Origin of the sequence: Nitratidesulfovibrio liaohensis (genome assembly GCF_011682075.1) — a bacterium.
In the GTDB taxonomy this organism is placed as follows: domain Bacteria; phylum Desulfobacterota; class Desulfovibrionia; order Desulfovibrionales; family Desulfovibrionaceae; genus Cupidesulfovibrio; species Cupidesulfovibrio liaohensis.
Genome location: NZ_VSMK01000022.1, coordinates 1 through 24,248, shown reverse-complemented (window position 1 = coordinate 24,248; position 24,248 = coordinate 1). Strand labels below are relative to the sequence as shown.

The window sequence follows — 24,248 nt, the reverse complement described above, 5'->3', positions numbered from 1 at the left end:
GCCGCCATGCACATGCTCCGCATCCTGCTGCACTCCCTGCTCGTCTGCTCGCTTGTTCTGCCCGCCCCCCTGACGGCCTTTGCCTCGGGCATCACGCCGGACCCTGCAGCTTCGACCGGCAATCGTCCCTCCATGGATGCAGCGCCCAACGGCGTTCCCGTGGTCAATATCGTCGCCCCCACGGCTTCAGGCCTGTCGCACAACAAGTTTCTCGATTTCAACGTGGCGCCCCAAGGCGTCGTCATCAACAACAGCAACAAGCCCGGTGTCTCGCAACTGGGCGGTGGCATGGTGGGCAACCCCAACTTCGGCGGCGGCGCCGAGGCCTCCGCGATACTCAACGAGGTCACCAGCAACAGGCCATCCAGCATCAACGGCTTCACGGAAATCTTTGGTGGCAAGGCCGATTACATCCTTGCCAACCCCAATGGTGTCAGCATCAACGGGGGTGGGTTCATCAACACATCCCACGCCGTCATCACCACCGGCGTGCCCCAGGTGGCTGGGGGCAGGCTGAACGCGCTGGAGGTGACGCGCGGGACCGTCACCCTGGAAGGCGCGGGGGTGAACGCAGACGGGGCGGATTACTTCAGCATCATCAGCCGTGCGGCCCGCATCGTCGCCGAACTGCACGGCAAGCGCGTTGCCGTTACGGCAGGCCGCAATCTTTACGACTATGCATCGGATTCGGTCACTCCCCTTGCGGACGATCCGACCAACCCGCCCCCCGTGGTGGGCATAGACTCCTCCGTTCTGGGGGGCATGTATGCCGACCGCATCATGCTCGTGGCCAATGAAAGGGGCGTGGGCATCAACCTGGACGGGCTGGTCAAGGCTGGCGAAATGCAGCTTTCCGCGGACGGCAAGCTGGCCTTCCGGCAGATTCAGGCGGATACCGGGGCGGACATCACGGCCGGGCGCGTGGAACTGGCCCAGGGCGCAGCCCTTGCCTCCCGTGGCAACGTGCGCATTCAGGCACAGGACATCGACAATGCCGGCCTCATATACAGCGGCGATACCGCAACCCTGCTTGCCGACGCATCCCTGACCAATGCCGCAGGCAGCATTGTTGCCCGTAACGACCTGGCCATAGGCACCACGCTTGCCACGGCGGCGAATACGGTCACCAACACGGGGGGACGCATCCAGTCCCAGGCGGGGGCCGTCAGCATCACCGCACGCCAGTTCGTCAACAAGATCGAGATGCTGGATATCCAGCGCGAACTAGTGGACTCCCGCTATACAGGCTACATAGACGGCAAGCAGCCTGCCATCGACTACATCAACGCCACATGGGGCACGCGCCCGTACGACACGCGCGGCATAGAAGACCAGATCTACGTGTATGAAGAGCGGGTCGTCGCCAAGACGCCTTCACCGCAGGTGCTCGCCGGTACCGACATTGCCATCGATGCCCACACCATCACCAATGACCATGGCACCATAGCCGCGAAGAACGACATCCACCTTACGGGAACCACGCTGAACAACACCGGTTCCACGGTCTCGCGCGTCACGCATACCGACCGCATCTACTGGATTCGCCGCGCCGGTGCCGGTGGCAAGGGCACCCCGCAAGCCGCCACGCACGACGATTATCAGGCCATTGCTTCGGTCCCCGCCGTCATCGCGGCGGGCGGCTCGCTTACGGGCGACTTCACCGCCAGCATAGACAACACCAGCATCAAGCACACTGCCGACTACGAAGGCGTTGTTTCCGCCTCCGACGGCCCCCAGCTTCCTCCCGGCGAAGCGGGCGGGCGCGTGGACATGGTTTCCGGCCAGGGCTCGCTGTTCACCAAGGCGCCGCAGGGCAAGTCCTACCTGCTGGAAACCAACCCGCTGATCACCGACATGGGGTTGTTCTACGGCTCCGACTACTTTCTTGGCCGCATGGGCTGGGATCTGGATGCCCACCACCAGCGGCTGCTGGGCGACGCCTTTTTCGAAACCGAAATGGTGCGCCAGCAGATAGCGGAACTGAACGCCCGCAGCGTGACCGCATCCGTGGGTCAGCCCGATGCGGACATGATGCGCACGCTGATGGACAACGCCGTGGCCGCAGGCACGTCCCTGAATCTGGCCGTGGGCGTGGAACTGACGCAGGCGCAACTGGCCGCGCTGGACAAGGACATCGTCTGGCTGGTGGAGGAGGAATACGAAGGGCAGACCGTGCTGGTGCCCAGGGTGTACCTGGCCTCTGCCTCCCGCGCCGAAGTGGTGGGCAGCGGGGCGCGTCTGACCGGCAAGAATCTGGACCTGACCACGGCCACCCTGACCAACAGTGGTGACATCACCGGCGAAACCGCCAGCATTGCCGCCAACGATGTGCTCAATCTGGGGGGCAGGCTGGAAGGGCGCGCCCTGCTGGTGGATGCCAGCGGGGACGTGGTGAACCGCAGCGGCGCCATCCGGGGCGATGATGTGGCCATCAAGGCTGGCGGCAACGTGCTGAACATCTCGTCCACCCGCACGGAACGCCACGATACGGGTCACGAGGAGCGTCTGAACCAGACCGGCACGATTGCCGCCGGATCGTCGCTGCGCATCGAGGCCGGGAACGACATCGGCATCTATGGCGCGCGCGTGGAGTCTCGGGGAACAGCCACCCTGAATGCCGGGCGCGATGTGACGGTGGGCAGCGTGGTGCGCGACGAAAGCGCCAGAAGCACCGGCAAGTGGAAGGCGCAGCTCACCCATCAGGAGGGCAGCGTGGTGCAGGCCGGTGACGCGCTGGACGTGACCGCCGGGCGCGACATCAACGTGCAGGGCAGTTCCGCCAGCGCCGGTGGCGACATGACCCTGGCGGCGGGCGAGCACGTCAACGTGACCGCCGTGGCCGAAACCTTCGACTCCACCTACAAGGGCGGCAGCAAGGGGGGCATGTTCGGCGGTGGCGGTTCCACCACCAAGAGCATTCACAGCGTCACCCACAAGGGGGCGGACCTGTCCGCCGGGGGTGACGTAAGCATCACGGCCGGAACGTCCGGCAGCGGCGATGTGGTCATGCTGGGCAGTTCCGTCCGTGCTGGCGGCGATGTGGATGTTGCCGCCAGCGGCGAACTGGTTGTCGCTTCCGTGGAAAACCAGCGCGAAAGCCACAAGAGTTCTTCCAGCAAGGGCTTGCTGTCCTCATCCGCCAGCAGCAAGGACAACCGCACCACCACGCAGGTGGGCAGCAGCATCACGGGTGAAAACGTTTCGCTGACATCCCGCAAGGACACGGTCATTTCCGCCAGCGCGGTGCAGGCGGAAAACAACCTGACCGTCACCAGCCGGGAAGGCGATGTCCGCGTGGTCGCCGGTCAGGACACGGCATATTCGCGTTCGGAAAAGAGCAAGTCCTCGTTCGGGCTGTGGCTGCACGACAGCGGGCTGGACGTTCAGCGCGCATCGGAAAGCATGCGCAAGGCCGCATCGGAAACCAACGTGGGCTCGCAGCTTTCGGCGGGCAACGACCTGAGCGTCACGGCGGCCAACGACGCCACGGTCGTCGGTTCGCAACTCGGCGCGGGCAATAATGTGTCCATCACGGCGGGGCGCGACGTGAACTTGGTGCCGGGGCGCGAATCCAGCCAGTCCGAGGCGCACAGCAAAACCGTCTCCAGCGGTCTCAACTGGAATTTCAGCGAGAACGAAATCAGCGTCGGCGCGGGCACGAAGTACACGGAAACGCGCGACAAGTTCGCGGGCCAGTACAATCAGGGGTCCGTGATCAGCGCCGGGAACGACGTCACCCTTACCGCGCAGCGCAACATCAACCAGATTTCCTCGCACGTGGAAGCCGACGGCGACGTCACCATGACCGCCGGGCAGGACATCCACCTTGGCGCGGCCAAGGACGTGGAGGAGCTTGACCGCTTCGTCCGCGAGGCCGAGACCGGGGTGAAGCTTGCCGCCCGGCAGAGCGTCACCTCCGCCGTGCGCCAGCTTGCCGAACTGCCCACCGCCATGCAGGCGGGCAAGGGCAGCGACGCGGCCAGGTCCATCACCGCCGTCAGCGCGGCCATGCGCTCCATTGCCGCCGTGCAGAGCGCGCTGAGCGTATCCGCCAGCGTTTCTGCCACGGCGGGGCTTTCCGTCAGCCAGAGCACGGAGCACACGTCCACCACCACGCCGATCGTTTCGACCGTAATGGCGGGCAACGACGTGGACATGCAGGCGGACCGGGACATCACCATCCAGGGCGGTCAGGTTGCGGCAGGCCACGACGTCTCGCTGGATGCCGGGCGTGACCTGACCGTGGAATCCGCCACCGGGGGCACCACCTACGACACCAGCAGCATGTCCGCCTCTGCGGGCGGCGGGGTGAAGGCCAACTTCGGCGCCAACGGCATGGGGGTGGGGGTGAACATCTACGCCTCGGTCGGCGGCTCCGGCAGCGACTACGAGGCCATCTACCACCGCAACGCCGCCGTGGCGGCCCAGAACGACCTGACCACCAAATCCGGCGCGGACACCACCATCGCGGGCGCGCGGGTGCAGGGCAACACCGTCACCATGAATGTCGGCGACGACCTGGTGGTGGCCAGCAGACAGGACGAAAGCGACGGCGGCTCGCACTCGTTCGGGGTGTCCGCCGACGTGATGATCGGCCTTGGGGCCTCCGGCAGCCTGTCCGGCAATGTCGGCAAGGGCGAAAGCTCGTCCGGGTGGGTGCGCGAACAGACCGCCATCATCGGCAAGGAGAAAGTGGACATCCGCGTGGAGGACAACACCCACGTGGAAGGCGCGGTGATCGCCGCCGAAAACGGCAACCTGAAGCTGGACACCAACACCCTGACCTACAAGGACATTCAGGACCACGACAAGGCCAGCAACATCAACATCGGAGTATCCGTCAGCGGCAGCTACGGCGGGGGCGGCTACTCCACCCAGAAGAGCTGGGGCGAGTTGCTGGGCACCGACAGCGGGGGCGGCAAGCCGACCACGGGGGCCGCAGGGTCCAAGGACGGGGACAACAAGGACGGCGACAAGTTCCAGGCGGTGCCAACCGCCGCGACCATCGACTATTCCGCCCGGGACCGTCGCCAGGTCAACCGGGCCACCATCGGCGAAGGCACCATCATCATCCGCTCCAATCCCGACGCCGGGCTGGAGGGCCTGAATCGCGACCTTGCCCGTGCGCAGGAGATCACCAGGGACTCCGAAACCGTGGTGTCGGTGTACATCGACCCGGCGGTGCTCAGGGAGATCAAGGATGGGTTCGGAGGGATAACCGGTGACCTGAAGAAGATCGCTGCTGCCGTAAAAAAAGCCCTGCCCGATGGGGCGATTGCGAAGAGTCTGGATGCCCAGGTCAAGCTGGCGGACCGGCTTGAGGCACAAGGACTTTCCGCGCAGCAGGCAGAAGAGGTCAGCACAAAGAATCCGTATGCCGCAAAGGTGGTTGCGGAGCTTTCCGCGCTGGAAGAGCAATACGGCAGCCTCGAGAATATTCCGGACGCTGAAGCCGAGAAGGTCTTCTCTTCCCTTCGGAACAATCCTGAAATTGCGATAGTGCTTGCGGGTGGCGAAGGCACACAGATCATGGTTTCGCAGGCGCGCGGCTTCCTTGTCCGGTTGCTGGGGGTCGTTGCAGGCGCGGGCGAAGCCACGGGAGCCACACTTCGTCTGGTTGACGACCTGTGCAAGTACTCCTTGAGCATGGCGACCGGCGGCGCTGTATTCACCGAAAGCCGGGACCGCGTCGTGGCCATGACGCAAAATGCCGGCGAAGCCATCGCCACGCTTGCTTCATCGCCAATCGACAGCGTGAAACTGATTGGGCAGGCCTACGCCCAGAAAGTTGGTGAAATAAACAACCTCGAAAGTCAGGGGAAGTACGACGAGGCGAATTACGAGCTCGGCAAGCTGTTCTTCGATGTGAGCGCCTCCATCAGCGGCCTTGCCGCAACAGGAAAGCTCGTCGTAAGTCAGGGCAGCAAGCTGGCGACCGTGCTCCGGGAGGTAAAAGGGGCCAAGGCGATTACTGCGAAAGTTGAAGACTTGGCCAGCATTGCCCGCCTTGATAGCAACGTGCAGTTTCTTGAGATATACGGCGAGGTTGTACAGAGGCCCTTGGGCCGGGGCAGCACCGGGCGTTCTACGCCGAATAACCTGCCCGAACAGATTGCACTTAAGGATGCGCTCCTTGACCCACAGAATGGTAAGCGCCTCGGCAATATCAATATGAAGGATTCAAGATGGCCCGGACAAGAAGGCTGGATAAAAATGGAGAAGCGCAATGAAGATATTATAATACACTATGTTATGAATACGGAAACAGGCGCTGTTGATGATTTTAAGATAAAGAGAGGTCGAGATGATAATTGATGTGAAATATACAACAGTGGCTCAGGTTCCTGCCATGCCGAGGATTATGGAAAATGAGCGGACTGATTATGGGTTGCGTCGGGATGGCACGGCATATGGGGTGTACGGAATGATGTTCATCAAGAATAGGGTAGACTATCTTGTGTGCCGCACTGAAGATCTGCCAAGTTTTTTGCCAAGTTGGTTGTTTGATGTGCGAGACTCATCACTTCCATCCGGGTGGAAAATTTGCAATGTTGTCTACGACAAGGGCTATTTCCCATTGTATGAAAAGTTTGGAGTGAGCTGTTTGGTTGGATATGAAGAGCTTGTAACAAATCCAATACACTATGAAGGCATAATAGATCTTGAGGAAGATGATCTGCGCAAATTTTTCCGAATAAAAAACCAAATAGACTTGGAGCTCTACGGAAGGGTTATCTGATTTGCGAAGCGCTTGTAGAGATATGGTGCCCGTTTGTTCAGATTTTCTGCACAGGGATAGTATTTACATGACACTGCCGCGTCAGGCTCAGGTCTGAACGGGCGGCCCCTCCTCCTTCCTCACTTCCCCAACATCTCTTGCACCAGCGCGCCCCACACGAATCCTTCCACCCGGGCTTCCACGTCGTCCGGCAGGGTCCGGAAGAAGTCCAGCCCGGCGTGCTGTTCCACGTGGCGCACGGGTACGGCGTCGCGTGCGGCGGGCCTTCGTCCCGGCGTTTCCTGATCGAAGATGAACGCGGCCACCCGGATGGGCGCGGCGCTGCCCTGCGGGGCGGGCACGGCGATGTTGCGCCAGTATCCGCTGGGGGGGGGCTCGTCCGCCGCTGGAAGCTTGGCATATTGCGCTCGTACATGATGAGCATTGGCGACTCGACGCAAGGAGAGAGGCCAGGCACGACGAAAATCACTCCCCCCTTCTCTTCCCCACCACATGCGACAACTATATGAATTTTTTTAGAATAATCAGTATGTGGTGGGAAGTGCCCTTGCCGCCATGCGCCCTTCGCGCACGGGAACCGCCCCGGCACACGTGGTGCCGGGGCGGTTGCTGGATTTGCCCCCCGTGGAAGCGCAACGGGGCGGAAGGGTGCGGGCCGGTTGTGGGCAGGTGCGGGAATCGGCGGGCTCCTGCGGGCCACCGGGCGCGCGGGGGGCACCGACATTGGCGGATGGCCGGTCGGCCCGGCAAGCCTGCGGAACCTGTCGCGCCGCAAGCCCCGGCGTGTCGGCCTGTCGGTTATTTCGCCACTTCGCAGGCCTGGGCCAGTTCCTTCATGCCCGCGTCTTCGACGATCAGCTCTTCCGGTTTGTCGGCGGCAAAGTCCGAGGGGCAGTCCAGCACGGCATGCAGGCGGTGGACGTCCAGCGCCCCTTCCCACTTGGACACGACGATGGTGGCCACGCCGTTGCCGATCAGGTTGGTGATGGCCCGCGCTTCGGACATGAAGCGGTCCACGCCCAGCAGGATGGCCAGGGCGGCGATGGGTACGGTTTCCAGGCTCTGCATAGTGGCGGCCAGGGTGATGAAGCCGCCGCCGGTCACCGCGGCCGCGCCCTTCGAGGTCAGCAGCAGAATGAACAGCACGTACAGTTGCGCCCCCAGATCAAGCGGCGTGTTGGTGGCCTGGGCCAGAAAGACGAACGCCATGGTCAGGTAAATGCAGGTGCCGTCCAGGTTGAAGGAGTAGCCCATGGGCAGGGTCAGGCCCACCACGGACTTGTCGCAACCGGCATTTTCCAGCTTCGCCAACATGCGCGGCAGGGCGGATTCGGACGAGGATGTGCCGAGCACCAGCAGGAGTTCTTCCTTGATGTACCGAAGGTACTTCATCAGGCTGAAGCCTGCCCATCTGGCCACGGCCCACAGGATGACAAAGATGAAGATGATGCAGGTCGTGTAGACCCCGGCCATCAGGGATAGCAGTTGCTTGAGGGTGCCTGCCCCGTGTGCGCCAACCACGTACGCCATGGCGCCAAATGCACCGAACGGCGCGAAGTACATGATGTAATGGACGACCTTGAACAGGCCCTTGGAAAACTGGTCGATCCACTGCACCACCACCGTCACCTTCGACCCCAGCGAGGCCATGGCCAGGCCGAAGGGAATGGAGAAGAACAGCACCTGCAGGATCTCACCCTTGGCAAACGCATCCACCACCGAACTGGGGATGATGTTCATCATGAAATCCACGGTGGACATCTTCTTGGCGGCACCGGCGTACGTGGCAACCTTGGATGCGTCCAGCGAGGCCACGTCCAGGTTCATGCCCACGCCCGGCTTGTACACGTTCACCACGATCAGGCCGATGGTCAGCGCAAGCAGCGTCATGGTCCAGAAGTAGAGCATGGTCTTCAGGCCCACGCGGCCCACCTTGCCCATGTCGCCCATCTTGGCGATGCCGACGACCACGGTGCAAAAGATGATGGGGGCGATGATCATCTTCACCATGCGGATGAAGGCATCGCCCAGCGGCTTCATCATCCTGGCGGTTTCGGGCTGCACGATGCCGAACAGGATGCCGGTGACAATGGCGAAGATGACCCAGAAGTAGAGCGACTTGTATATCTTTCTCTTTCCAAACATGCTCAGGCCCTCACCTGGTTGATGGTTATCATTGCTGACCACCATGGCCGGACGGCGAAATCAGGCAGTGGGATGCAGGCGCGTGTCGCGCCGCTGTCGCAGTATTCGATGCCGGGCTGCGCGGACCGCCGCTGGCGCACTCCCGGCCGCCACCACGGGACGGCCGGGAGTTGCATTGCATTCGCGGCTATTCGTAGCTTTGGACAAAGGCGTTGATCCGCGCGCGCGATGTGGCGACACGTTCGCGCAGGCTGATCTTGTAGGCTTCCAGGTCGGCGATGGGAGTCCGGGCCACACCGGTTTCCATGGCCGCCTTGGCCACGGCCGGGGTTTCCCATTCCAGAACGCGGGGGTCCAGGGGCTTGGGGATGATGTAGTCGCGCCCGAAGGTCATCTCCTTCACGCCGTACATGTCGCAGATGGCCGTGGGCACGGGCTCCTTGGCCAGGGCGGCCAGGGCCTTCGCGGCGGCGATCTTCATGGCTTCGTTGATTTCCGTGGCCTGCACGTCGAGCGCGCCGCGGAAGATGTAGGGGAAGCCCGACACGTTGTTGACCTGGTTGGGGAAGTCGGTGCGGCCGGTGCCCATGATGCAGTTGGGGTTGGCCGCCTTGGCGTCGGCATACGTGATTTCCGGGTCCGGGTTGGCCATGGCGAAGATGATGGGGTTCGGGGCCATGGACCGGACCATGTCCTGACTGACCAGGTCCTTCTTGGACAGGCCCAGGAAGATGTCCGCGCCCTTCATGCATTCCTGAAGGGTGGCGGGCTTGTCCTGCGCGAATTCGGCCTTGTACTTGTTCACGCCGTCGCGGCCCTTGTAGATGAGCCCCTTGGAGTCGAACATGTGGATGTTCCTGGGGTCGATGCCGATGGCCGCATAGAATTTGGAGCAGGCAATGCCCGCCGCGCCGGCGCCCACCACCACAACCTTCATGTCTTCCAGGCGGCGGTTGAGGATTTCGGCCGCGTTGATCAACCCGGCGCCGGAAATGACGGCGGTGCCGTGCTGATCGTCATGAAACACCGGGATGTTCATCTCCGCCTTCAGGCGTTCTTCGATGTGGAAGCATTCCGGTGCCTTGATGTCTTCAAGATTGATCCCGCCAAAGGTGGGTTCCAGGGCCTTGACGATTTCGCACAGCTTGTCCGGGTCGTTGCAGTCCAGGTTGATGTCGTAGACGTCGATGTCCGTGAAGGTCTTGAACAGCACGCCCTTGCCTTCCATCACCGGCTTGCCGGCCAGGGGGCCGATGTTGCCAAGGCCGAGCACGGCGGTGCCGTTGGAAACCACGGCCACCAGGTTGGACCGCCCGGTGTACTGCGCCGCCATGGCCGGGTCCGCCGCGATGGCCTTGCAGGCCTCGGCCACGCCTGGCGAATAGGCCATGGAAAGGTCCTTCTGGTTGTTGCAGGGCTTGATGGGCACCACCTCGACCTTCCCGCGGCGGGGAAACTGGTGATAGTTGAGGGCTTCTTCCTTGGTGAACAGCGCCATGTCGATTCCTCCCTGACAGCGGGGTGGTTAGGGTTCGTACCTGGGCTTGGCGTAGAGTTCCGCGCCGTGGGCGTCGTTGACGACCAGCAGGGGAAAGTCCTTGACCGTCAGCTTGCGGATGGCCTCTGGGCCGAGTTCCGGGTAGGCGATGACTTCCGACGCGGTGATGCGCTGGGAGAGCAGGGCACCCGCGCCGCCGGTGGCGCCGAAGTACACGCCCTTGTGTTCTTGCAGTGCATCGCGCACCTCCTGGCTCCGCTTGCCCTTGCCGATGCTGGCCTTGACGCCGAGGGCGTGCAGGCGGGGGGCGTAGCTGTCCATGCGACCGCTGGTGGTGGGACCGGCGGAGCCGATGGCGCAGCCGGGCGGGGCCGGGGCCGGGCCGACGTAGTAGATGATCGCGCCCTGCAGTTCGAAGGGCAGGCGTTCCTCGTTGTCGAGCGCCTCCATCAGCTTCCTGTGGGCCGCGTCGCGGGCGGTGTAGATGGTGCCGGTCAGGTAGACGACGTCCCCGGCGTGTAGCGGGACCACGTCTTCGTCCCTGAGGGGTGTGGTGAGGTTGTACGTGGCCATCAGAACACGACCTCCTTGGTGCGGGATGAGTGGCACTGCACGTTGACGGCAACGGGCAGGCTGGCGATGTGGCAGGGGTGCATCTCCACCTTCACGTCCAGGCTGGTGGTCTTGCCGCCAAGCCCCATGGGACCGATGCCCAGGTCGTTGATGGCCGCAAGCAGCTCGGTTTCCATGGCGGCCACTTCCGGGTCGGCGTTGCGCACGCCGATGGGGCGGAAAAGGGCCTTCTTGGCCAGGGTGGGGGCCAGGTCGAAGGTGCCGCCGATGCCCACGCCCACCACTGTGGGGGGGCAGGGGTTGGGACCGGCCTCGGCCATGGTGCGCACCACGAAGTCTCGGATGCCGGCCCAGCCCTGGGCGGGCTTCAGCATGGCCACGCGCGACATGTTCTCCGAGCCGCCCCCCTTGGCCATGAAGCGGATCCTCAGGACATCGCCAGGCACAACGTGGGCGTGGATGATGGGCGGGGTGTTGTCGCCGGTGTTCTTGCGCGTCAGGGGGTGGCACATGGACTTGCGCAGATACCCCTTGTCGTAGGCCTCGACCATGGCGTCGCTGAGCACCTGTTCCAGGCTCCCGCCCTCAATCTTCACGTCTTCGCCGTAGTCCACGAAGAACACGGCGGACCCGGTGTCCTGGCACAAGGCCAGTTGGGTGTTGCGGGCAAGGTCGGCATTTTCGATGAGCTGGGCCATGACCTCCTTGGCCGAGGCGGATTCCTCCTCCGCGTGGGCCTTGGTGAAGGCGTCGTAGACGTCGTCCGACAACAGTCGGCAGGCGTCCATGATCATGTCCCGAACCGCTTCGTGGATGGCCTTGGCGCTAATGCTTTTCATGGCAGCATCCCTTGTGCCCTTTGTGTTTGAGAGCGGCTATGACAGCCTTGGGCAGAATGCCCTTGACGGAATGCAGCGCCAGCATGCGGCGCATGATGCCCAACTGGTCCTGCAAGGGAAGGTGCTTGGGGCAGACGTCCTGGCAGCCCAGCAGCCCCATGCAGCCGAACACGCCCTGGTCGTTGCCGATGACGTCGTAGTAGGCGTCGTCGGAACGCAGGTCGCGCGGGTCCATGGCAAAGCGGGCGATGCGCGCGATGGACGCGGCACCCAGAAAGTCCTCGCGCATGCGGGCCGTGCCGCAGGCGGCGATGCAGCAGCCGCATTCGATGCAGCGGTCCAGTTCGAAGATTTCCTCGGCCAGGGCGTTTTCCATCCGCACTTCTTCCGCCGCCGGGTCGAAGGCGGCGTCATTGCCGTGCACCCAGGCTTCTATCCTGGTGCCCACGTCGCGGAACCACGTGCCCGTATCCACGGACAGGTCGCCCAGCAGCTTGAAGACCGGCAGGGGATGCAGGGTGATCTCGGCGGGCAGATCCTTGGTCTGGGTGTGGCATGCAAGGCCGGGGCGGCCGTTGATGACCATGCCGCACGACCCGCAGATGCCGGCCCGGCAGCAGAAGTCGAACTTCAGCGAGGGGTCCATCTCGTCGCGGATCTGGGTAAGGGCGATGAACAGGGTCATGGAGTCGTACTCGTTGATGTGGAACGACTGCATGTGCGGACGGGAATCCGGATCCAGCGGGTTGTACCGGAATATCTTGATGTGCAGCTTGCGGTTCATCTGTTTTTCTCCCCTAGTCCTTGCTCTTGGCCTTGTTCAGATTGTCGATGGCGTCCTGGGGAATGCCGAAGCGCGCCTCGGGCAGTTCGTTGGGGATGATCTTGCCGCCGCCGTAGCCGCGTTCGCCGGGGGGAATCTCGTAGTACGGGGAGGCATCCTCGTAGTTGAGGATGGGCAGGTGGTCGCCTTCCTTCCAGTAGGCCAGGGTGCGCTTCAGCCAGTCCCGGTCGTTGCGTTCGGGAAAGTCCTCGCGCGTGTGCGCCCCGCGCGATTCGGTGCGCATCAAGGCGCCGTAGGCCGTGCACTGGGACAGCTTGATCATGCCCCGCATGCGCAGGGCCGTGGACATTTCGGGGTTGAAGCCGCGGGGATTGGTCTGCAGGGCGATGCCCCCGGCGCGTTCGTGCAGTTCGGCCAGCTTGTCCACGGCCTTCTGCAGGTCCGCGCCGTTACGGAAGATGCCCACGTAGTCCATCATCACCGAGTGCATCTCGTCGCGCAGCTTGAGGGCGCTTTCCTTGCCCTTGCGGCCGGTGACGATGTCCTTGATGCGCTCCTCGAGCGTGCGGCGGGCGTCGTTCATGGCCGCCATGGAGAAGGTGGCCGCGCTGCCCTTGAGGTACTTGACGATCTGCTTGCCCACGTAGCGCCCGGCCACCACGGTTTCGGCCAGCGAATTGCCGCCCAGGCGGTTGAAGCCGTGCATGTCCCAGCAGGCGGCCTCGCCCGCGGAGTACAGGCCCTTCAGCCCGTAGGCGGCGCCATCGCGGTTGGTGCGGATGCCACCCATGGAATAGTGCTGGGTGGGGCGCACGGGGATGAGCTGCTCGATGGGGTTCACCCCCAGAAAGTTCATGCAGATGTCGTAGACTTCGCGCAGCTTGTGGGTGATGTGGTGGACGCCGAGGTGCCGGATGTCGAGCCACAGGTGGTCGCCGTAGGGCGACTTGACCCCCAGGCCCTTGCGCATGTGCTCGGTCATGCGGCGGGAAACCACGTCGCGCGAGGCGAGTTCGGCCTTTTCCGGCTCGTAGTCGGGCATGAAGCGGTATTCGTTGACGTCCAGCAGGGTGCCGCCGTCGCCCCGGCAGCCTTCGGTCACCAGGATGTCCGTGGGCACGGTGCCCGTGGGGTGGAACTGCACGGCTTCCATGTTGCCCATGGGCACGATGCCCGTGTCCAGGGCGCAGATCTGGCCGCCGCCGTCACAGATGACCGCGTTGGTGGTGGCGCTGTAGCAGCGGCCGTACCCGCCCGTGGCGATGAGGGTGGCGGTGGCGAAGTAGGCGCGCAGTTCGCCGGTGCGCAGGCAGCGGGCGATGCACCCCATGCACTGTTCGCCGTCGTGGATGAGCACTTCCGCCTGGGTGCGGTCGTGGATGGTCACGCCGTATTGCAGGCACTTGCTGTCCAGGGTGTTCAGGACGGAACGGCCCGTGCCGTCGGCGGTGTAGCAGGTGCGCCACTTGGCCGTGCCGCCGAAGGCGCGGGCGTGGATGAGCCCGTGCTTTTCGCGCTTTTCTTCGGCCTCGAAGGGCTTGCCGCCCTTGTAGTAGGTGTGCATGCCCGCTTCCACGCGGTTCCACGGCACGCCCCAGTGGGCCACTTCGCGCATGACGATGGGCGCGGTGTCCGCGAATATCCTGGCCACCTCCTGGTCGCAGCCCCAGTCCGAACCCTTGACCGTGTCCAGAAAGTGGACGTCCGGACAGTCGCCATCGCCCATGATGGCGTTGCCCAGCGCGGCCTGCATGCCGCCCTGGGCGGCGGACGAGTGGGAGCGGCGCGGCGGAACGATGGACAGGCAGATGGTGCTGAAGCCCGCCATGGCGGCCTCCACGGCCACGCGTTCACCGGCCAGGCCGGCACCGATGCACAGTACGTCAGTGTAGAAGATCTGCATGGTGTTCCTCGTGCTTAGATGCTCAGCCAGTAGAGCCGGGCAAGGGTAAGCAGGCCGATGCCGACGAACCCGCCCATCATCACGACCTCGGCCCGCTGGTACCAGGCGCGGCGCGCGCTGGAGATGAAGCCGTACTTGATGCCGATACGGTAGAAGCCGATGCCGACGTGCATTTCGGCCATGGGCAGCAGGACCAGGTACAGGGACAGCCAGGTGCCGCCCTGGACGCGCGCCGCGCTCTTGGCGGCGGAGATGGGCAGGTCGGAGAGCACGGTGAAGACGTGCACGGAGGCAAGGACCAGAATGACGATGGCGCTGATCACCTGCACGAGCCACAGGGTGGTGTCCTTGTGGCGCAGCATCCTGCCGTGCGTCACGAAGGCCTTCCACTCGCCCTGTTCGAAGGGCATCTTCCGCGCGGCCAGGATGAAGTGGACGACCATGACGACGAAGATGGCCGGACCGCCGACCTGGGCCATGTAGGTGGCCTCGAAGAAGTGGGCCAGGGCGTTCATGATGGCGGGGCTCAGGACCACGCTGGAAACAAGCAGCAGGTGGGCCCACAGGAAGAGGATGAGCAGCGCGCCGGACGCCACCATGACGAAGTCCAGTCGACCGGCGATCTTGCTTTGATCCGGAACGTGCAGGGTAATCGCGCTCAAGTTCATGGCAATGGCTCCTCGGATACGATCATTTCGTTTGTTCGCGCATGGTGCTCCGGGCTGCTGTTCATCTGCCGGAACCGGAAGGGATGGACCGGACAGCCGTACCTCCTCGTGGTCCCTTTTCCCGACCGGCCGGATGCGGGGCGCGAACCGTGCCGCCCCCTCCACAGCATGGGGCGTACCAAAAATGCGTGCCTGAAATGTGATGTAATGACAGGTCGTTGCGAGGTGCAATGACGGGCGCGCAACGCGCTTTCCTGCGGGGCAGGAAGGAACATTCCTGCCAGATGGGAGAGCGCTGCCCCAAAAAAAAAGCGCGGCAGAATGCCGCGCCGTGAAGGAACCTGTGGATGAGGCTAGTGGGTGGTGATGCCGTACTTCTTGAGCAGGGCGTACAGGCGTGACTGCGAAAGGCCCGAAAGCCGGATGACCTCCCGGACGTTGCCGTTGGTGGATGTCATCAGGTTCTGGAGGTAGCGGCTTTCGGCCCTGGCCAGAACCGCGTCCCTGTATTCCTGCAGGGGTTGCGAGGGGGTGACGTCGCCAGCGCCGCCGTTGGCATCTTCCTGCGTCCTGGCGGCGGAATGCGTCGGCCCCGCGATCCTGGCCCTGGCCACCTTGGCCCGCAGGCCGGGCGGCAGGTGCTGGGGAAAGAGATACTGGTCGAGCTTCGCGGCCGTGAAGGCGTGTTCCAGGGTATGGATGAGTTCCCGGACGTTGCCCGGCCATTCGTAGGCTTCCAGCGTTTCCAGAAAGTCCGTGCTGCACGTCTTGGGTGCCGTTCCCGCACGCGCGCACATGGCTTCGAGGAAGTGTTCGGTCAGCAGCCGGATGTCTCCGGCGCGCTCGCGCAGCGGGGGAAGGTGGATGTGCGAGGCGCGCAGGCGGTAGAGCAGGTCCGACCTGAAGGTGCCAGCCGCGGTCATGTCGTCGAGGTTGCGGTTGGTGGCGGCCACCAGCCGGAAATCGACGCTGCGCTCTTCCCTGTCCCCCAGCGAACGGATGCTGCGCTCCTGCAGGACGCGCAGGAAGTTCTTTTGCACGCTGGGGGGCAGTTCGCCGACCTCGTCAAGGAACAGGGTGCCGCCGTTGGCTTGCAGGATGAGGCCGAGCTGGTCCTTTTCCGCCCCGGTGAAGGCCCCCTTGCGGTGGCCGAACAGGATGGACTGGGCGATGCTTTCGGGCAGGGTGGCACAGTCCACGGTCACGAAGGGGCCGTCCGAGCGCCCGCTGTTCTGGTGGATGGCATGGGCGAAGAGTTCCTTGCCGGTGCCGGTTTCTCCGGTGATCAGCACGTTGGAGTCCGCCCCGGCGAACTGGGCCACCGTGTCCAGAACCCGTGTGAGGGCGGGGCTTTCGCCGATGATCCTGTCCCGGCTCAGCACGGACCACAGCGTGTTGCCGCCCTCCTTGCTGCGCGCGCGCCGATAGTCCAGGGCCCGCTTGAGGGTCAGGGATATCTGTTCGACGCTGTAGCTCTTCTCGATGTAGTCCCAGGCCCCGTTCTTGATGGCCAGTTCTGCGCCTGCCGGGTCACCCATGCCCGTGACGATGATCACTTCCGGCTTCGCGGACATGGCCGTCAGCTCGCCAAGGATGGAAAGCCCGTTTCCGTCCGGCAGCTTCACGTCTAGGAACACGACGTCGAAGGCCCTGGCCCTGGCCATGCCCACCCCGGCGGACAGGGTGCCGACACTGTCGACGTCGCAGCCCATGCGCTTCACCGTCCGGGACAGCACATGGCAGATCGACTCGTCGTCATCGATGATGAGTATTCGCGGCATGGTGCTCCGTGCGCTGCACGCGCGAAGGGGTGCTGTCCAGAACTTCCCGTACTCCCCGGCATATCTCCACCGTGTCGAACGGCTTGCGGAAGAAGGCCGACACCCCGGCCTTTTCCAGGTCCGTCGGCACCCTGTTCAGCAGCCCGTCTCCCTCGAAGCCGCTGCACAGGATGACCGGGATGTCCGGGCGGATCTTGCGGACTCTTCTGATGAACTCCGTCCCGTTCATTTTCGGCATGAGCTGGTCGGTGATGATCAGGTCGTAACTGCCCGGACTTGCGGAAAAGATGTCCAGGGCCTTGGTGCTGTCCAGGCAGCTGGTGACGGTATAGCCCACCCGGCTGAACAGCCTGTGCAGCGAGGCGATGAGGTCGCTGTCGTCGTCAAGGAGCATGATGTGCTCCGTGCCTTCGGGCAGTTCCAGGTGCCGTTCGTGCAGGGTGTGTTCTTCCGATGGGGTGGCGCAGGGCAGCAGGACGTGGAAGGTGGAGCCCTTGCCGGGGGCGCTGGCCACCGTGATGGCGCCGCCGTGCATGGTGACGATGCTCTTGGTCATGGACAGGCCAAGGCCCGTGCCGCCGGACTTCTTGCGCGTGGTGTAGAACGGCTCGAAAATGCGCTTGATGATGACGGGCTTCATGCCCACGCCGTTGTCCGTGACGGAAAGCCGGGCGTACGACCCCACCTGCAACCCCATGGTCCGGGCCTCGTCGTCGTCCAGTTCCACCGCTGCCAACTCCACCGTCAGCACCCCGTTGAAGCCGCGCATGGCCTGCTCGGCATTGGTGCACAGGTTCATGATGATCTGCAGCAGCTGGTCGGGGTCGGCTTCCACCCAGATGTCGTGGTCCTCTATCCGCCTGCGCACCTCGATGCTGGCCGGAATGAGCGTCTGCACGAAGTCCGTGCACTCATGGGCGATGCGGGCCAGGTTGACGGGCTGCCGGGGGGCATCGGCCTTGCTGCTGAAGTTCTTGATCCGCCGCACAAGGTTCTTGCCGCGCTTGGCCGCCTTGGAGATGTGCTCCAGGTCGTCGTGCGCGGGCGAGCCGGGGGGGATGTCCATCAAGGCCAGCGCCGCGCAGGAGGATATGGCGCCCAGCACGTTGCCGAAGTCGTGGGCGATGCCGCCCGCGAAAATGCCCACCGCCTCCATCTTCTGGGCCTGCATCAGCTCCCGCTCCAACTGGCGCCATGGCTTGAGAATGGAGTTGATCATGATCAGGCTGATGGGCGCGACCACGAAAACCAGCAGCAGAGCGACGCCCGTGCCCACGGTGAAGATGGCGCGCCGGTGGATCTTGGTGAAGATGTCCGAAAAGGTCTGCTGGTCCCGGTTGATGTCGTCTATGTACAGGCCGGAGCCGAGCCAGAAGTCCGTTTCGGGAATGAGCAGTGCGTACACCAGCTTGGTTCTGCGAAACGATTCCCCGGGCTTGTAGAAATTGTACTGCACGAAGCCGCCGCCGGAGATGGCCTTTTCGGTAAGCTCCCTGATGTATTTCGTGCCCGTGTCGTCTTCCGTCTCCAGACGTTGCTGTCCCTGGAAATCTGGAAATATGGGATGCGCGACGTTTGTTCCGTTGGTGCTGTAGGCAAAGAAGTATCCGTTGTCGTCGTATTTTGCGTGGTTGACGATATTTTGGACGGCTCGTTCCTTGCTCTCGTCGCTGTACTTTATGATTTCCGCGATGGAACCCGTCATGGATTGCACAGAAGTCCTGAGGGTGCGGCGCATGTTTTCGAGCATCATCTGCCTGGCCGCAATCTGCGTTTCTTCCAGCGTCTTGTTGATGTAGAAGCTATAGACAAAGCTGATGGCGGTGGCGAACACGATCATGAACACGACAAGCAGCGCTATCCGGCTGATGACGGAATAGCTGAGCAACGGAATGTATTTCTTGATGCTGCGCATGTGGTCGTTCTGCTTCTGGTTGCGATGCCGCGCGTGAAATTCCTGCGGCTATACCTAGTCGAGCATGCCCCCGGCCACAAGGGCGCGGGCGGTTTGTGCGCCACGCCTGGCGTATGGTCCGATGCCGCAGACATTCCGGCAAGGAACGGCCCTCTCGTGCGTTCGGGGGGCTTTCTGCCAAAAACGCTTACAAGTACCGTGCCGGTGGTGCATGCCGGACGGGTTTTGATAGAATATTTTTTATTTCAAGATATTGCGAAAGCGCACCGGGCCGGGGGGCAGAGATCGGCGTGTGCATTCCTGCCGGACAGGAAAGTGTTCCCGCCATCCGGGAAATCGACCCTCAGCCGGTCCTACCTTCGATTTTAGTGGTTGTATTCTGGCGCATTGCAAAACGGGGCTCGCTGGCATGTCCGGTGCATTTGTCCCCGGACGCCCTCCCCCGGGCCTGGGCGCACTTTCGCGGCCGCCCGGCCCCTCCGGACCTGACCTTGTCCGGTCAGGCCAGCCATGACCGGAGTTGGCCGGACCACGATTCATGACCGCAATCGACAGGAAGGAACCATGCCGAATACCATCCTCGAAAAGAAACAGCTTATTCCGGACCAGACCTCCAAGCTCGTCATCCACGCGCCGGACATCGCGGCCAGGGCGCAACCGGGGAACTTCGTCATCCTGCGTGTGCACCCCAAGGGCGAGCGCATTCCCCTGACCATCGCCGACGCCGACCCGGAAAAGGGCACCATCACCATCGTCTACCTGGTCCTTGGCAAGACCACCGCCATGCTCGAGGAACTGCAACAGGGCGACGACATCCTGGACCTGTGCGGCCCCCTGGGCAAGGCCACCCACATCGCCCGCATGGGCACGGTCATCTGCGTGGGTGGCGGCACGGGCATCGCGGCCATGCACCACATCGCCAAGGGCCACCACGAGGCGGGCAACCGGGTCGTGGCCATCATCGGTGCCCGCAGCAAGGATCTGCTGCTCTTCGAGGACGAGCTGAAAGTGTTCGCCGACGAGGTGCTTGTGTCCACCGACGACGGCAGCTACGGCCACAAGGGGCTGGTCACGGAACTGCTGCAGCAACGCCTGGAACGGGACCAGGGCGTGGGCGAGGTGGTGGCGGTGGGGCCGGTGCCCATGATGGCCGCCGTGGCGCGCACGACCAAACCCTTCGGGGTCAAGACCACCGTGTCGCTCAACTCCATCATGGTGGACGGCATCGGCATGTGCGGTGCCTGCCGCGTCAGCGTGGGCGGAAGCACCAAATTCGCGTGCGTGGACGGCCCCGAGTTCGACGGGCACGAGGTGGATTTTGTGGAGCTGGGCAAGCGGCTGAATTTCTTCAAGACCCTGGAAGGGCAGAGCATGGCCCGCAGGCACGAATGCAAGTGCGCGGAAGCAGAGGGCAAGAAGCAGAAGAAGGCGCTTGCCCCGCGCGTGCCCATGCCGCACCAGCCCGCGGAGCAGCGGGTGCACAATTTCGACGAGGTGGCCCTGGGCTACAGCATGGACATGGCCGTACAGGAGGCGCAGCGCTGCCTGCAATGCAAGAAGCCCCAGTGCGTCAAGGGCTGCCCCGTCGAGGTGCCCATTCCCCGGTTCATCGCGGCGCTGGCCGAACGGAACGTGGAAAAGGCCTACAAGATCATCAAGAGCACCAACAGTCTGCCGGCCATCTGCGGGCGCGTCTGCCCGCAGGAAAGCCAGTGCGAGGGCGGGTGCGTGCTGGGCGCCAAGGGCGAGCCGGTGGCCATTGGCCGCCTGGAACGTTTCGTCGCCGACGAGTTTTTTCACCGCGATGCCTGCGACCTCATTTCCGACAGGCCGCAATGCCCGCTCATCGATCCCGCGAAAAAGGTGGCCTGCATCGGTTCCGGCCCCTCGTCCCTGACCGTGGCGGGCTACCTGGCCTCGCGCGGGTGCAAGGTGACGGTCTACGAGGCATTGCACGAACTGGGAGGCGTGCTGGTCTACGGCATTCCGGAGTTCCGGCTGCCCAAGAACAAGATCGTGGCCAAGGAGGTGAACGCCCTGCAGGAACTGGAGGTGGAGTTCGTCCGCAACGCCGTGGGCGGCAAGACGTTCGGCATCCGCGACCTGTTCGCGCAAGGCTGCAAGGCCGTGTTCATCGGTGTGGGTGCCGGGCTGCCCCGGTTCATGAACGTGCCCGGCGAGAACCTGAACGGCGTGTTTTCGGCCAACGAATACCTGACAAGGGTCAACCTTGGCCGGGCCTACGACTTTCCGCACTTCGACACGCCCATCATCCGGGGCCGCAACGTCACCGTCTACGGCGGCGGCAACGTGGCCATGGATGCCGCGCGCACTGCCCGACGCCTGGGGGCGGAATCGGTGCGCATCGTGTACCGGCGCACCGTGGATGCCATGCCCGCCCGGCGCGAGGAGGTCGAACACGCCATCGAGGAAGGGGTGATCATGGAATGCCTGGCCGCGCCCCTGGAATTCTTGCCGGGGCAGGACGGCAACCTGGGCACGGTGCGCTTGCAGCGCATGGAACTGGGCGAACCGGACGCCTCGGGGCGGCGCAGCCCCAGGCCCGTCCCGGATGACGTCTACGAACGGGACACGGACCTCGCGGTCATTGCCGTGGGCACCCGTTCGAACCCCGTGCTGCTGGAGAACGAGCCGGGCCTTGCCCTGAACAAATGGGGCTATATCGAGGTGGACGAGCACACCGGCGAGACGAGCATGCCCAACGTGTTTGCCGGGGGCGACATCGTCACCGGCGCCGCCACGGTCATTCTGGCCATGGGGGCCGGGCGCCTGGCAGCCAAGGAGATGGCGCGTCGGCTGGGTTGCTGATGCCTGCCGCGCCGGGCGGGCTCATGTTCGCCCGGCGCTTTTCCGGTAGGGGTTTGCCCGTCGTCCGGAGAGAGCCTGGGCAGGGGGGCTTGCGACAGGACGGCGTGGTTCCGGTTCGAGAGCGTTTTCGTACGTCCGGAGCGGGGCCACGCCGTCCTGCCGCGCCCGGTCCCATTCTGCCTCATGTGACCCCGGACAGACCCGCACCCCGCAATCCCGTCGTACCGTGCCCCGCGCCCGTTCCGTCTTCCCCGATACGCCGCGCAAGGTCGCCGCGCGCGGCATCCATGGGTGCACGACAGGACATGCGGACTGCATGCCGGGGAACGCATCGTTGCGGTCATATTGTGAAACATTCGTGCAAAATGTTGACAGGAGCGCGTAACAATGTATGTGCATCAGTAAGTTGTACAACCTGCCAATAAAATATCGAGGTTGATATGGATGACATGTTCAAGCAGGCGCTGGAGCTGGTGAAGGCGCAGGCAACCGTCCGCGCGATGACTGCCGATGAAATGACCAGTATGGTGAATGCCCTTGCCAGAAGCCTTCAGGCCCTGTCGCAGCCCGTTGCGGAGCCCGCAGGGGTGGCCCCAGCCGCCGCTGCGAAGGCGGACGCTGCGAAGTCCATCAGGGAAACAGCCGTCACCTGTCTTGAATGCGGCAAGGTGTTCAAGATCATCACGGCCAAGCATCTTGCCTTGCACGGTCTGGATGCCGATGCCTACCGCGAGAAGTGGGGACTGAAGAAGGGCGCCCCGCTTGCCTGCAAGGCGCTTGTGCGGGCCCGTCGCAAGAAGATGAAGGAAATGCAGCTCTGGGAGCGCCGCCGTGCCGCCGCAGGCTCGAAGGCCAAGGCTGCCGAAGCGGCAGTGGCCACGGGCACGGTCGCCACGACGGCTCCGGGCAAGCCCAAGGCAAAGGGCAGACCGAAGAAGGCATGACACGCGGGCAATGGCCCGTGCGATGAAAAAGGGGGCGGCAAGCCCCCTTTTTCATCGTTACCGGGTTTCCATGTTCCTGGCCGGGGGGGCTGGTCCTTCCGGGCGCGCCGCAAACCGGGCGCAAGCCGGGCCTCGTGACGGTACGGTTTGCCCGGCAATGCAGGCGTGTCGACTGGTTGTCGATGCCCGCTTGAGCCTGCGCAAGGCTTGCGGTAGGACAAGAATGTTCCTTTCGCCGTGGGCGTTTTCAAGCGTCCGTGGCCATTCCCGCAACCCCCGTCGCGCCATGCCCCGCACCCGTTCGGTCCACACTCACACGCCCCGCACCTTTGCCGTGGGCGACATCCACGGCCACCGCGACCGGCTGGAGGCGCTGCTGCGCCGCCTGCCGCTGGACCGCGAGCGGGACACCGTGGTGTTTCTGGGCGATTACCTGAACCGGGGGCCGGACAGCAAAGGGGTGATCGACCTGCTGCTGGCGTTGCAGCGCACCTGCCCGGGCGCCGTCTTTCTGCGCGGCAACCACGAACAGACCCTGCTGGACTACGCGGATACGGGCGACGCGGATCTGTTGCAGCTGTTGCGTTTTCTGGGGGTGGAAGCCACGTTGCGCAGCTATGGTGCCGATGCCCCGCACCGGCTGGCCGGACTGGCCTGCCTGCCGCCGGAGCACGCGGCCTTTCTGCGCGGACTGGCCTTTGCGCACGAAACGCCCACCCACGTCTTCGTGCATGCCGATCCGGGCCTGGCCGGCGATCCGCGCAGTGAACCCCAGCGGCTGGACAGCCGCCGCCTTGTGCGGCGGGACATGGCTCCGCACGACCATATCGGCGGCCGCACCGTGGTCTTCGGGCACACCTCGTTCGCCACGCCCCTGGTGGCCCCCGGACGCATCGGCATCGACACCGGTGCGGGCGGCGGACACATGCTCACCGCGCTGGAACTGCCCGCCCTGCGTTTCCACCACGCCTGAAGGGCGCACCCCCCTGCATCGCACGCAGTGCCCGGCGGCACGCGCCGCTTCCGCAACGGGGCGCGCTGGCCCCATCGCCGCCCGTTTCCGCGCGCGGCAGTGTCAGGACCGGGGGGGGGCGCCCCGTCTTGCCAGTTCCGCCAGTTTCGCCAGTTCCGTCAGTCCCGCCTGTCCCGCAATGCCTGTGCATCCTTGGTGTCGTATCGGCCGGACAGGAAGGCCCGCGCGAACAGCGCCGGTGCGTCGTCATCGGTCATGGCCGCGTCCAGCAGGCGGGTGTAGCCCAGCAGCCGCCCCAGCAGTACCAGCCGTTGCCGCACCACTCCGGCGGGTTCACCGGACAGGGTGGCCGTGAGCAGATCGTCCACCGCCGCCGTGAAGAACCCTGCCCCGGCCAGCACCTCGCGCATGAAGGCGATGCGCCGCACCCGCCGCGTCCCGCCCGTGCCGCCGCCCTTGAACCGGAAACGGATGTGGTTTTCGCGCGGGTTGTCGGTGCACAGCGCGTCCAGCATGGCGAAGTGGTATTCCACCCGCGCGTTGAGATTGCAGTAGTCGCGCGAGACCAGCGCATAGTTGAATTCCCCCACGGGCCGCTCGCCGCGCCCGTCCAGCAGCGCGCGCGACAGCAACCCGGCGGGCACGCCGCCCTCGGGC

Annotated in this window: 15 protein-coding genes and 2 pseudogenes; 6 read left to right on the top strand and 11 right to left on the bottom strand. The window is 64.1% G+C overall.

What is annotated here, in order from left to right:
- Positions 1-6: 6 nt before the first annotated feature.
- Together FVW27_RS01130 and FVW27_RS01125 are read left to right on the top strand one after the other, a co-directional pair.
- On the top strand, positions 7-6,315 hold the full coding sequence (locus FVW27_RS01130; protein ID WP_167122006.1) for a hemagglutinin repeat-containing protein: 6,309 nt from the start codon (positions 7-9) through the stop codon (positions 6,313-6,315).
- Positions 6,305-6,739, top strand: coding sequence for a hypothetical protein (locus FVW27_RS01125; protein ID WP_167122004.1), 435 nt, complete (start codon positions 6,305-6,307; stop codon positions 6,737-6,739). Before FVW27_RS01130 ends, FVW27_RS01125 begins: the two co-directional genes overlap by 11 nt.
- Before the next feature lie 119 nt (positions 6,740-6,858).
- Here FVW27_RS01125 and FVW27_RS01120 read toward each other — a convergent pair whose 3' ends face one another.
- From FVW27_RS01120 to FVW27_RS01075, 10 genes are all read right to left on the bottom strand, one after another.
- Positions 6,859-7,080: a DNA/RNA non-specific endonuclease gene (locus FVW27_RS01120; RefSeq protein ID WP_243838128.1), complete on the bottom strand. Its 222-nt coding sequence runs from the start codon at positions 7,078-7,080 to the stop codon at positions 6,859-6,861.
- A 457-nt stretch (positions 7,081-7,537) separates the two neighbouring features.
- A complete protein-coding gene (locus tag FVW27_RS01115) occupies positions 7,538-8,884 on the bottom strand; it encodes a dicarboxylate/amino acid:cation symporter (protein ID WP_167122002.1) in 1,347 nt (448 codons plus the stop codon).
- A 187-nt stretch (positions 8,885-9,071) separates the two neighbouring features.
- Entirely contained in the window at positions 9,072-10,382 is a 1,311-nt protein-coding gene (locus tag FVW27_RS01110; protein WP_167122000.1) for a malic enzyme-like NAD(P)-binding protein, read from the bottom strand.
- Between the two features lie 27 nt (positions 10,383-10,409).
- Positions 10,410-10,955: a Fe-S-containing hydro-lyase gene (locus FVW27_RS01105; protein WP_167121998.1), complete on the bottom strand. Its 546-nt coding sequence runs from the start codon at positions 10,953-10,955 to the stop codon at positions 10,410-10,412.
- Positions 10,955-11,794 (bottom strand): fumarate hydratase, encoded by an 840-nt coding sequence (locus tag FVW27_RS01100; protein WP_167121996.1) that lies wholly within the window; start codon positions 11,792-11,794, stop codon positions 10,955-10,957. The genes FVW27_RS01105 and FVW27_RS01100 overlap by 1 nt, the downstream gene beginning before the upstream one ends.
- Positions 11,781-12,578 (bottom strand): fumarate reductase iron-sulfur subunit, encoded by a 798-nt coding sequence (locus tag FVW27_RS01095; RefSeq protein ID WP_167121995.1) that lies wholly within the window; start codon positions 12,576-12,578, stop codon positions 11,781-11,783. The genes FVW27_RS01100 and FVW27_RS01095 overlap by 14 nt, the downstream gene beginning before the upstream one ends.
- A 13-nt stretch (positions 12,579-12,591) precedes the next feature.
- Complete coding sequence (locus tag FVW27_RS01090; protein WP_167121993.1) at positions 12,592-14,481, bottom strand: fumarate reductase flavoprotein subunit; 1,890 nt, start codon at positions 14,479-14,481, stop codon at positions 12,592-12,594.
- Positions 14,482-14,495: 14 nt separating this feature from the next.
- Entirely contained in the window at positions 14,496-15,149 is a 654-nt protein-coding gene (locus FVW27_RS01085; RefSeq protein WP_167121991.1) for a succinate dehydrogenase/fumarate reductase transmembrane subunit, read from the bottom strand.
- 353 nt (positions 15,150-15,502) lie between these two features.
- On the bottom strand, positions 15,503-16,930 hold the full coding sequence (locus FVW27_RS01080; RefSeq protein WP_167121989.1) for a sigma-54-dependent transcriptional regulator: 1,428 nt from the start codon (positions 16,928-16,930) through the stop codon (positions 15,503-15,505).
- Entirely contained in the window at positions 16,905-18,845 is a 1,941-nt protein-coding gene (locus FVW27_RS01075; RefSeq protein WP_167121987.1) for a cache domain-containing protein, read from the bottom strand. Before FVW27_RS01075 ends, FVW27_RS01080 begins: the two co-directional genes overlap by 26 nt.
- Positions 18,846-19,409: 564 nt before the next feature.
- Here FVW27_RS01075 and FVW27_RS20730 point away from each other — a divergent pair.
- The 4 genes and pseudogenes from FVW27_RS20730 to FVW27_RS01060 all read left to right on the top strand — a co-directional run.
- Positions 19,410-20,249: pseudogene (locus FVW27_RS20730) on the top strand (sulfide/dihydroorotate dehydrogenase-like FAD/NAD-binding protein); the annotation flags it as partial.
- Positions 20,250-20,294: 45 nt separating this feature from the next.
- Complete coding sequence (gltA, locus tag FVW27_RS20560) at positions 20,295-21,674, top strand: NADPH-dependent glutamate synthase (RefSeq protein WP_243838129.1); 1,380 nt, start codon at positions 20,295-20,297, stop codon at positions 21,672-21,674.
- Between the two features lie 440 nt (positions 21,675-22,114).
- Positions 22,115-22,618: a Ros/MucR family transcriptional regulator gene (locus tag FVW27_RS01065; protein WP_167121983.1), complete on the top strand. Its 504-nt coding sequence runs from the start codon at positions 22,115-22,117 to the stop codon at positions 22,616-22,618.
- A 286-nt stretch (positions 22,619-22,904) separates the two neighbouring features.
- A complete protein-coding gene (locus FVW27_RS01060; protein WP_167121981.1) occupies positions 22,905-23,591 on the top strand; it encodes a metallophosphoesterase family protein in 687 nt (228 codons plus the stop codon).
- A gap of 158 nt (positions 23,592-23,749) precedes the next feature.
- Here the strand turns inward: FVW27_RS01060 and FVW27_RS01055 are convergent.
- A pseudogene (locus tag FVW27_RS01055) lies at positions 23,750-24,248 on the bottom strand (PEP/pyruvate-binding domain-containing protein); the annotation flags it as partial.

Excerpts from the sequence above, each read along its gene's own strand:
- FVW27_RS01060 (WP_167121981.1), top strand. The coding sequence starts at position 22,905 with ATGCCCCGCACCCGTTCGGTCCACACTCACACGCCCCGCACCTTTGCC.
- FVW27_RS01100 (WP_167121996.1), bottom strand. The coding sequence starts at position 11,794 with ATGAAAAGCATTAGCGCCAAGGCCATCCACGAAGCGGTTCGGGACATG.
- FVW27_RS01125 (WP_167122004.1), top strand. The coding sequence starts at position 6,305 with ATGATAATTGATGTGAAATATACAACAGTGGCTCAGGTTCCTGCCATG.
- FVW27_RS01065 (WP_167121983.1), top strand. The coding sequence starts at position 22,115 with ATGGATGACATGTTCAAGCAGGCGCTGGAGCTGGTGAAGGCGCAGGCA.
- FVW27_RS01110 (WP_167122000.1), bottom strand. The coding sequence starts at position 10,382 with ATGGCGCTGTTCACCAAGGAAGAAGCCCTCAACTATCACCAGTTTCCC.
- FVW27_RS01080 (WP_167121989.1), bottom strand. The coding sequence starts at position 16,930 with ATGCCGCGAATACTCATCATCGATGACGACGAGTCGATCTGCCATGTG.
- FVW27_RS01130 (WP_167122006.1), top strand. The coding sequence starts at position 7 with ATGCACATGCTCCGCATCCTGCTGCACTCCCTGCTCGTCTGCTCGCTT.
- FVW27_RS01085 (WP_167121991.1), bottom strand. The coding sequence starts at position 15,149 with ATGAACTTGAGCGCGATTACCCTGCACGTTCCGGATCAAAGCAAGATC.
- FVW27_RS01115 (WP_167122002.1), bottom strand. The coding sequence starts at position 8,884 with ATGTTTGGAAAGAGAAAGATATACAAGTCGCTCTACTTCTGGGTCATC.
- FVW27_RS01105 (WP_167121998.1), bottom strand. The coding sequence starts at position 10,955 with ATGGCCACGTACAACCTCACCACACCCCTCAGGGACGAAGACGTGGTC.
- FVW27_RS01075 (WP_167121987.1), bottom strand. The coding sequence starts at position 18,845 with ATGCGCAGCATCAAGAAATACATTCCGTTGCTCAGCTATTCCGTCATC.
- gltA (WP_243838129.1), top strand. The coding sequence starts at position 20,295 with ATGCCGCACCAGCCCGCGGAGCAGCGGGTGCACAATTTCGACGAGGTG.
- FVW27_RS01090 (WP_167121993.1), bottom strand. The coding sequence starts at position 14,481 with ATGCAGATCTTCTACACTGACGTACTGTGCATCGGTGCCGGCCTGGCC.
- FVW27_RS01095 (WP_167121995.1), bottom strand. The coding sequence starts at position 12,578 with ATGAACCGCAAGCTGCACATCAAGATATTCCGGTACAACCCGCTGGAT.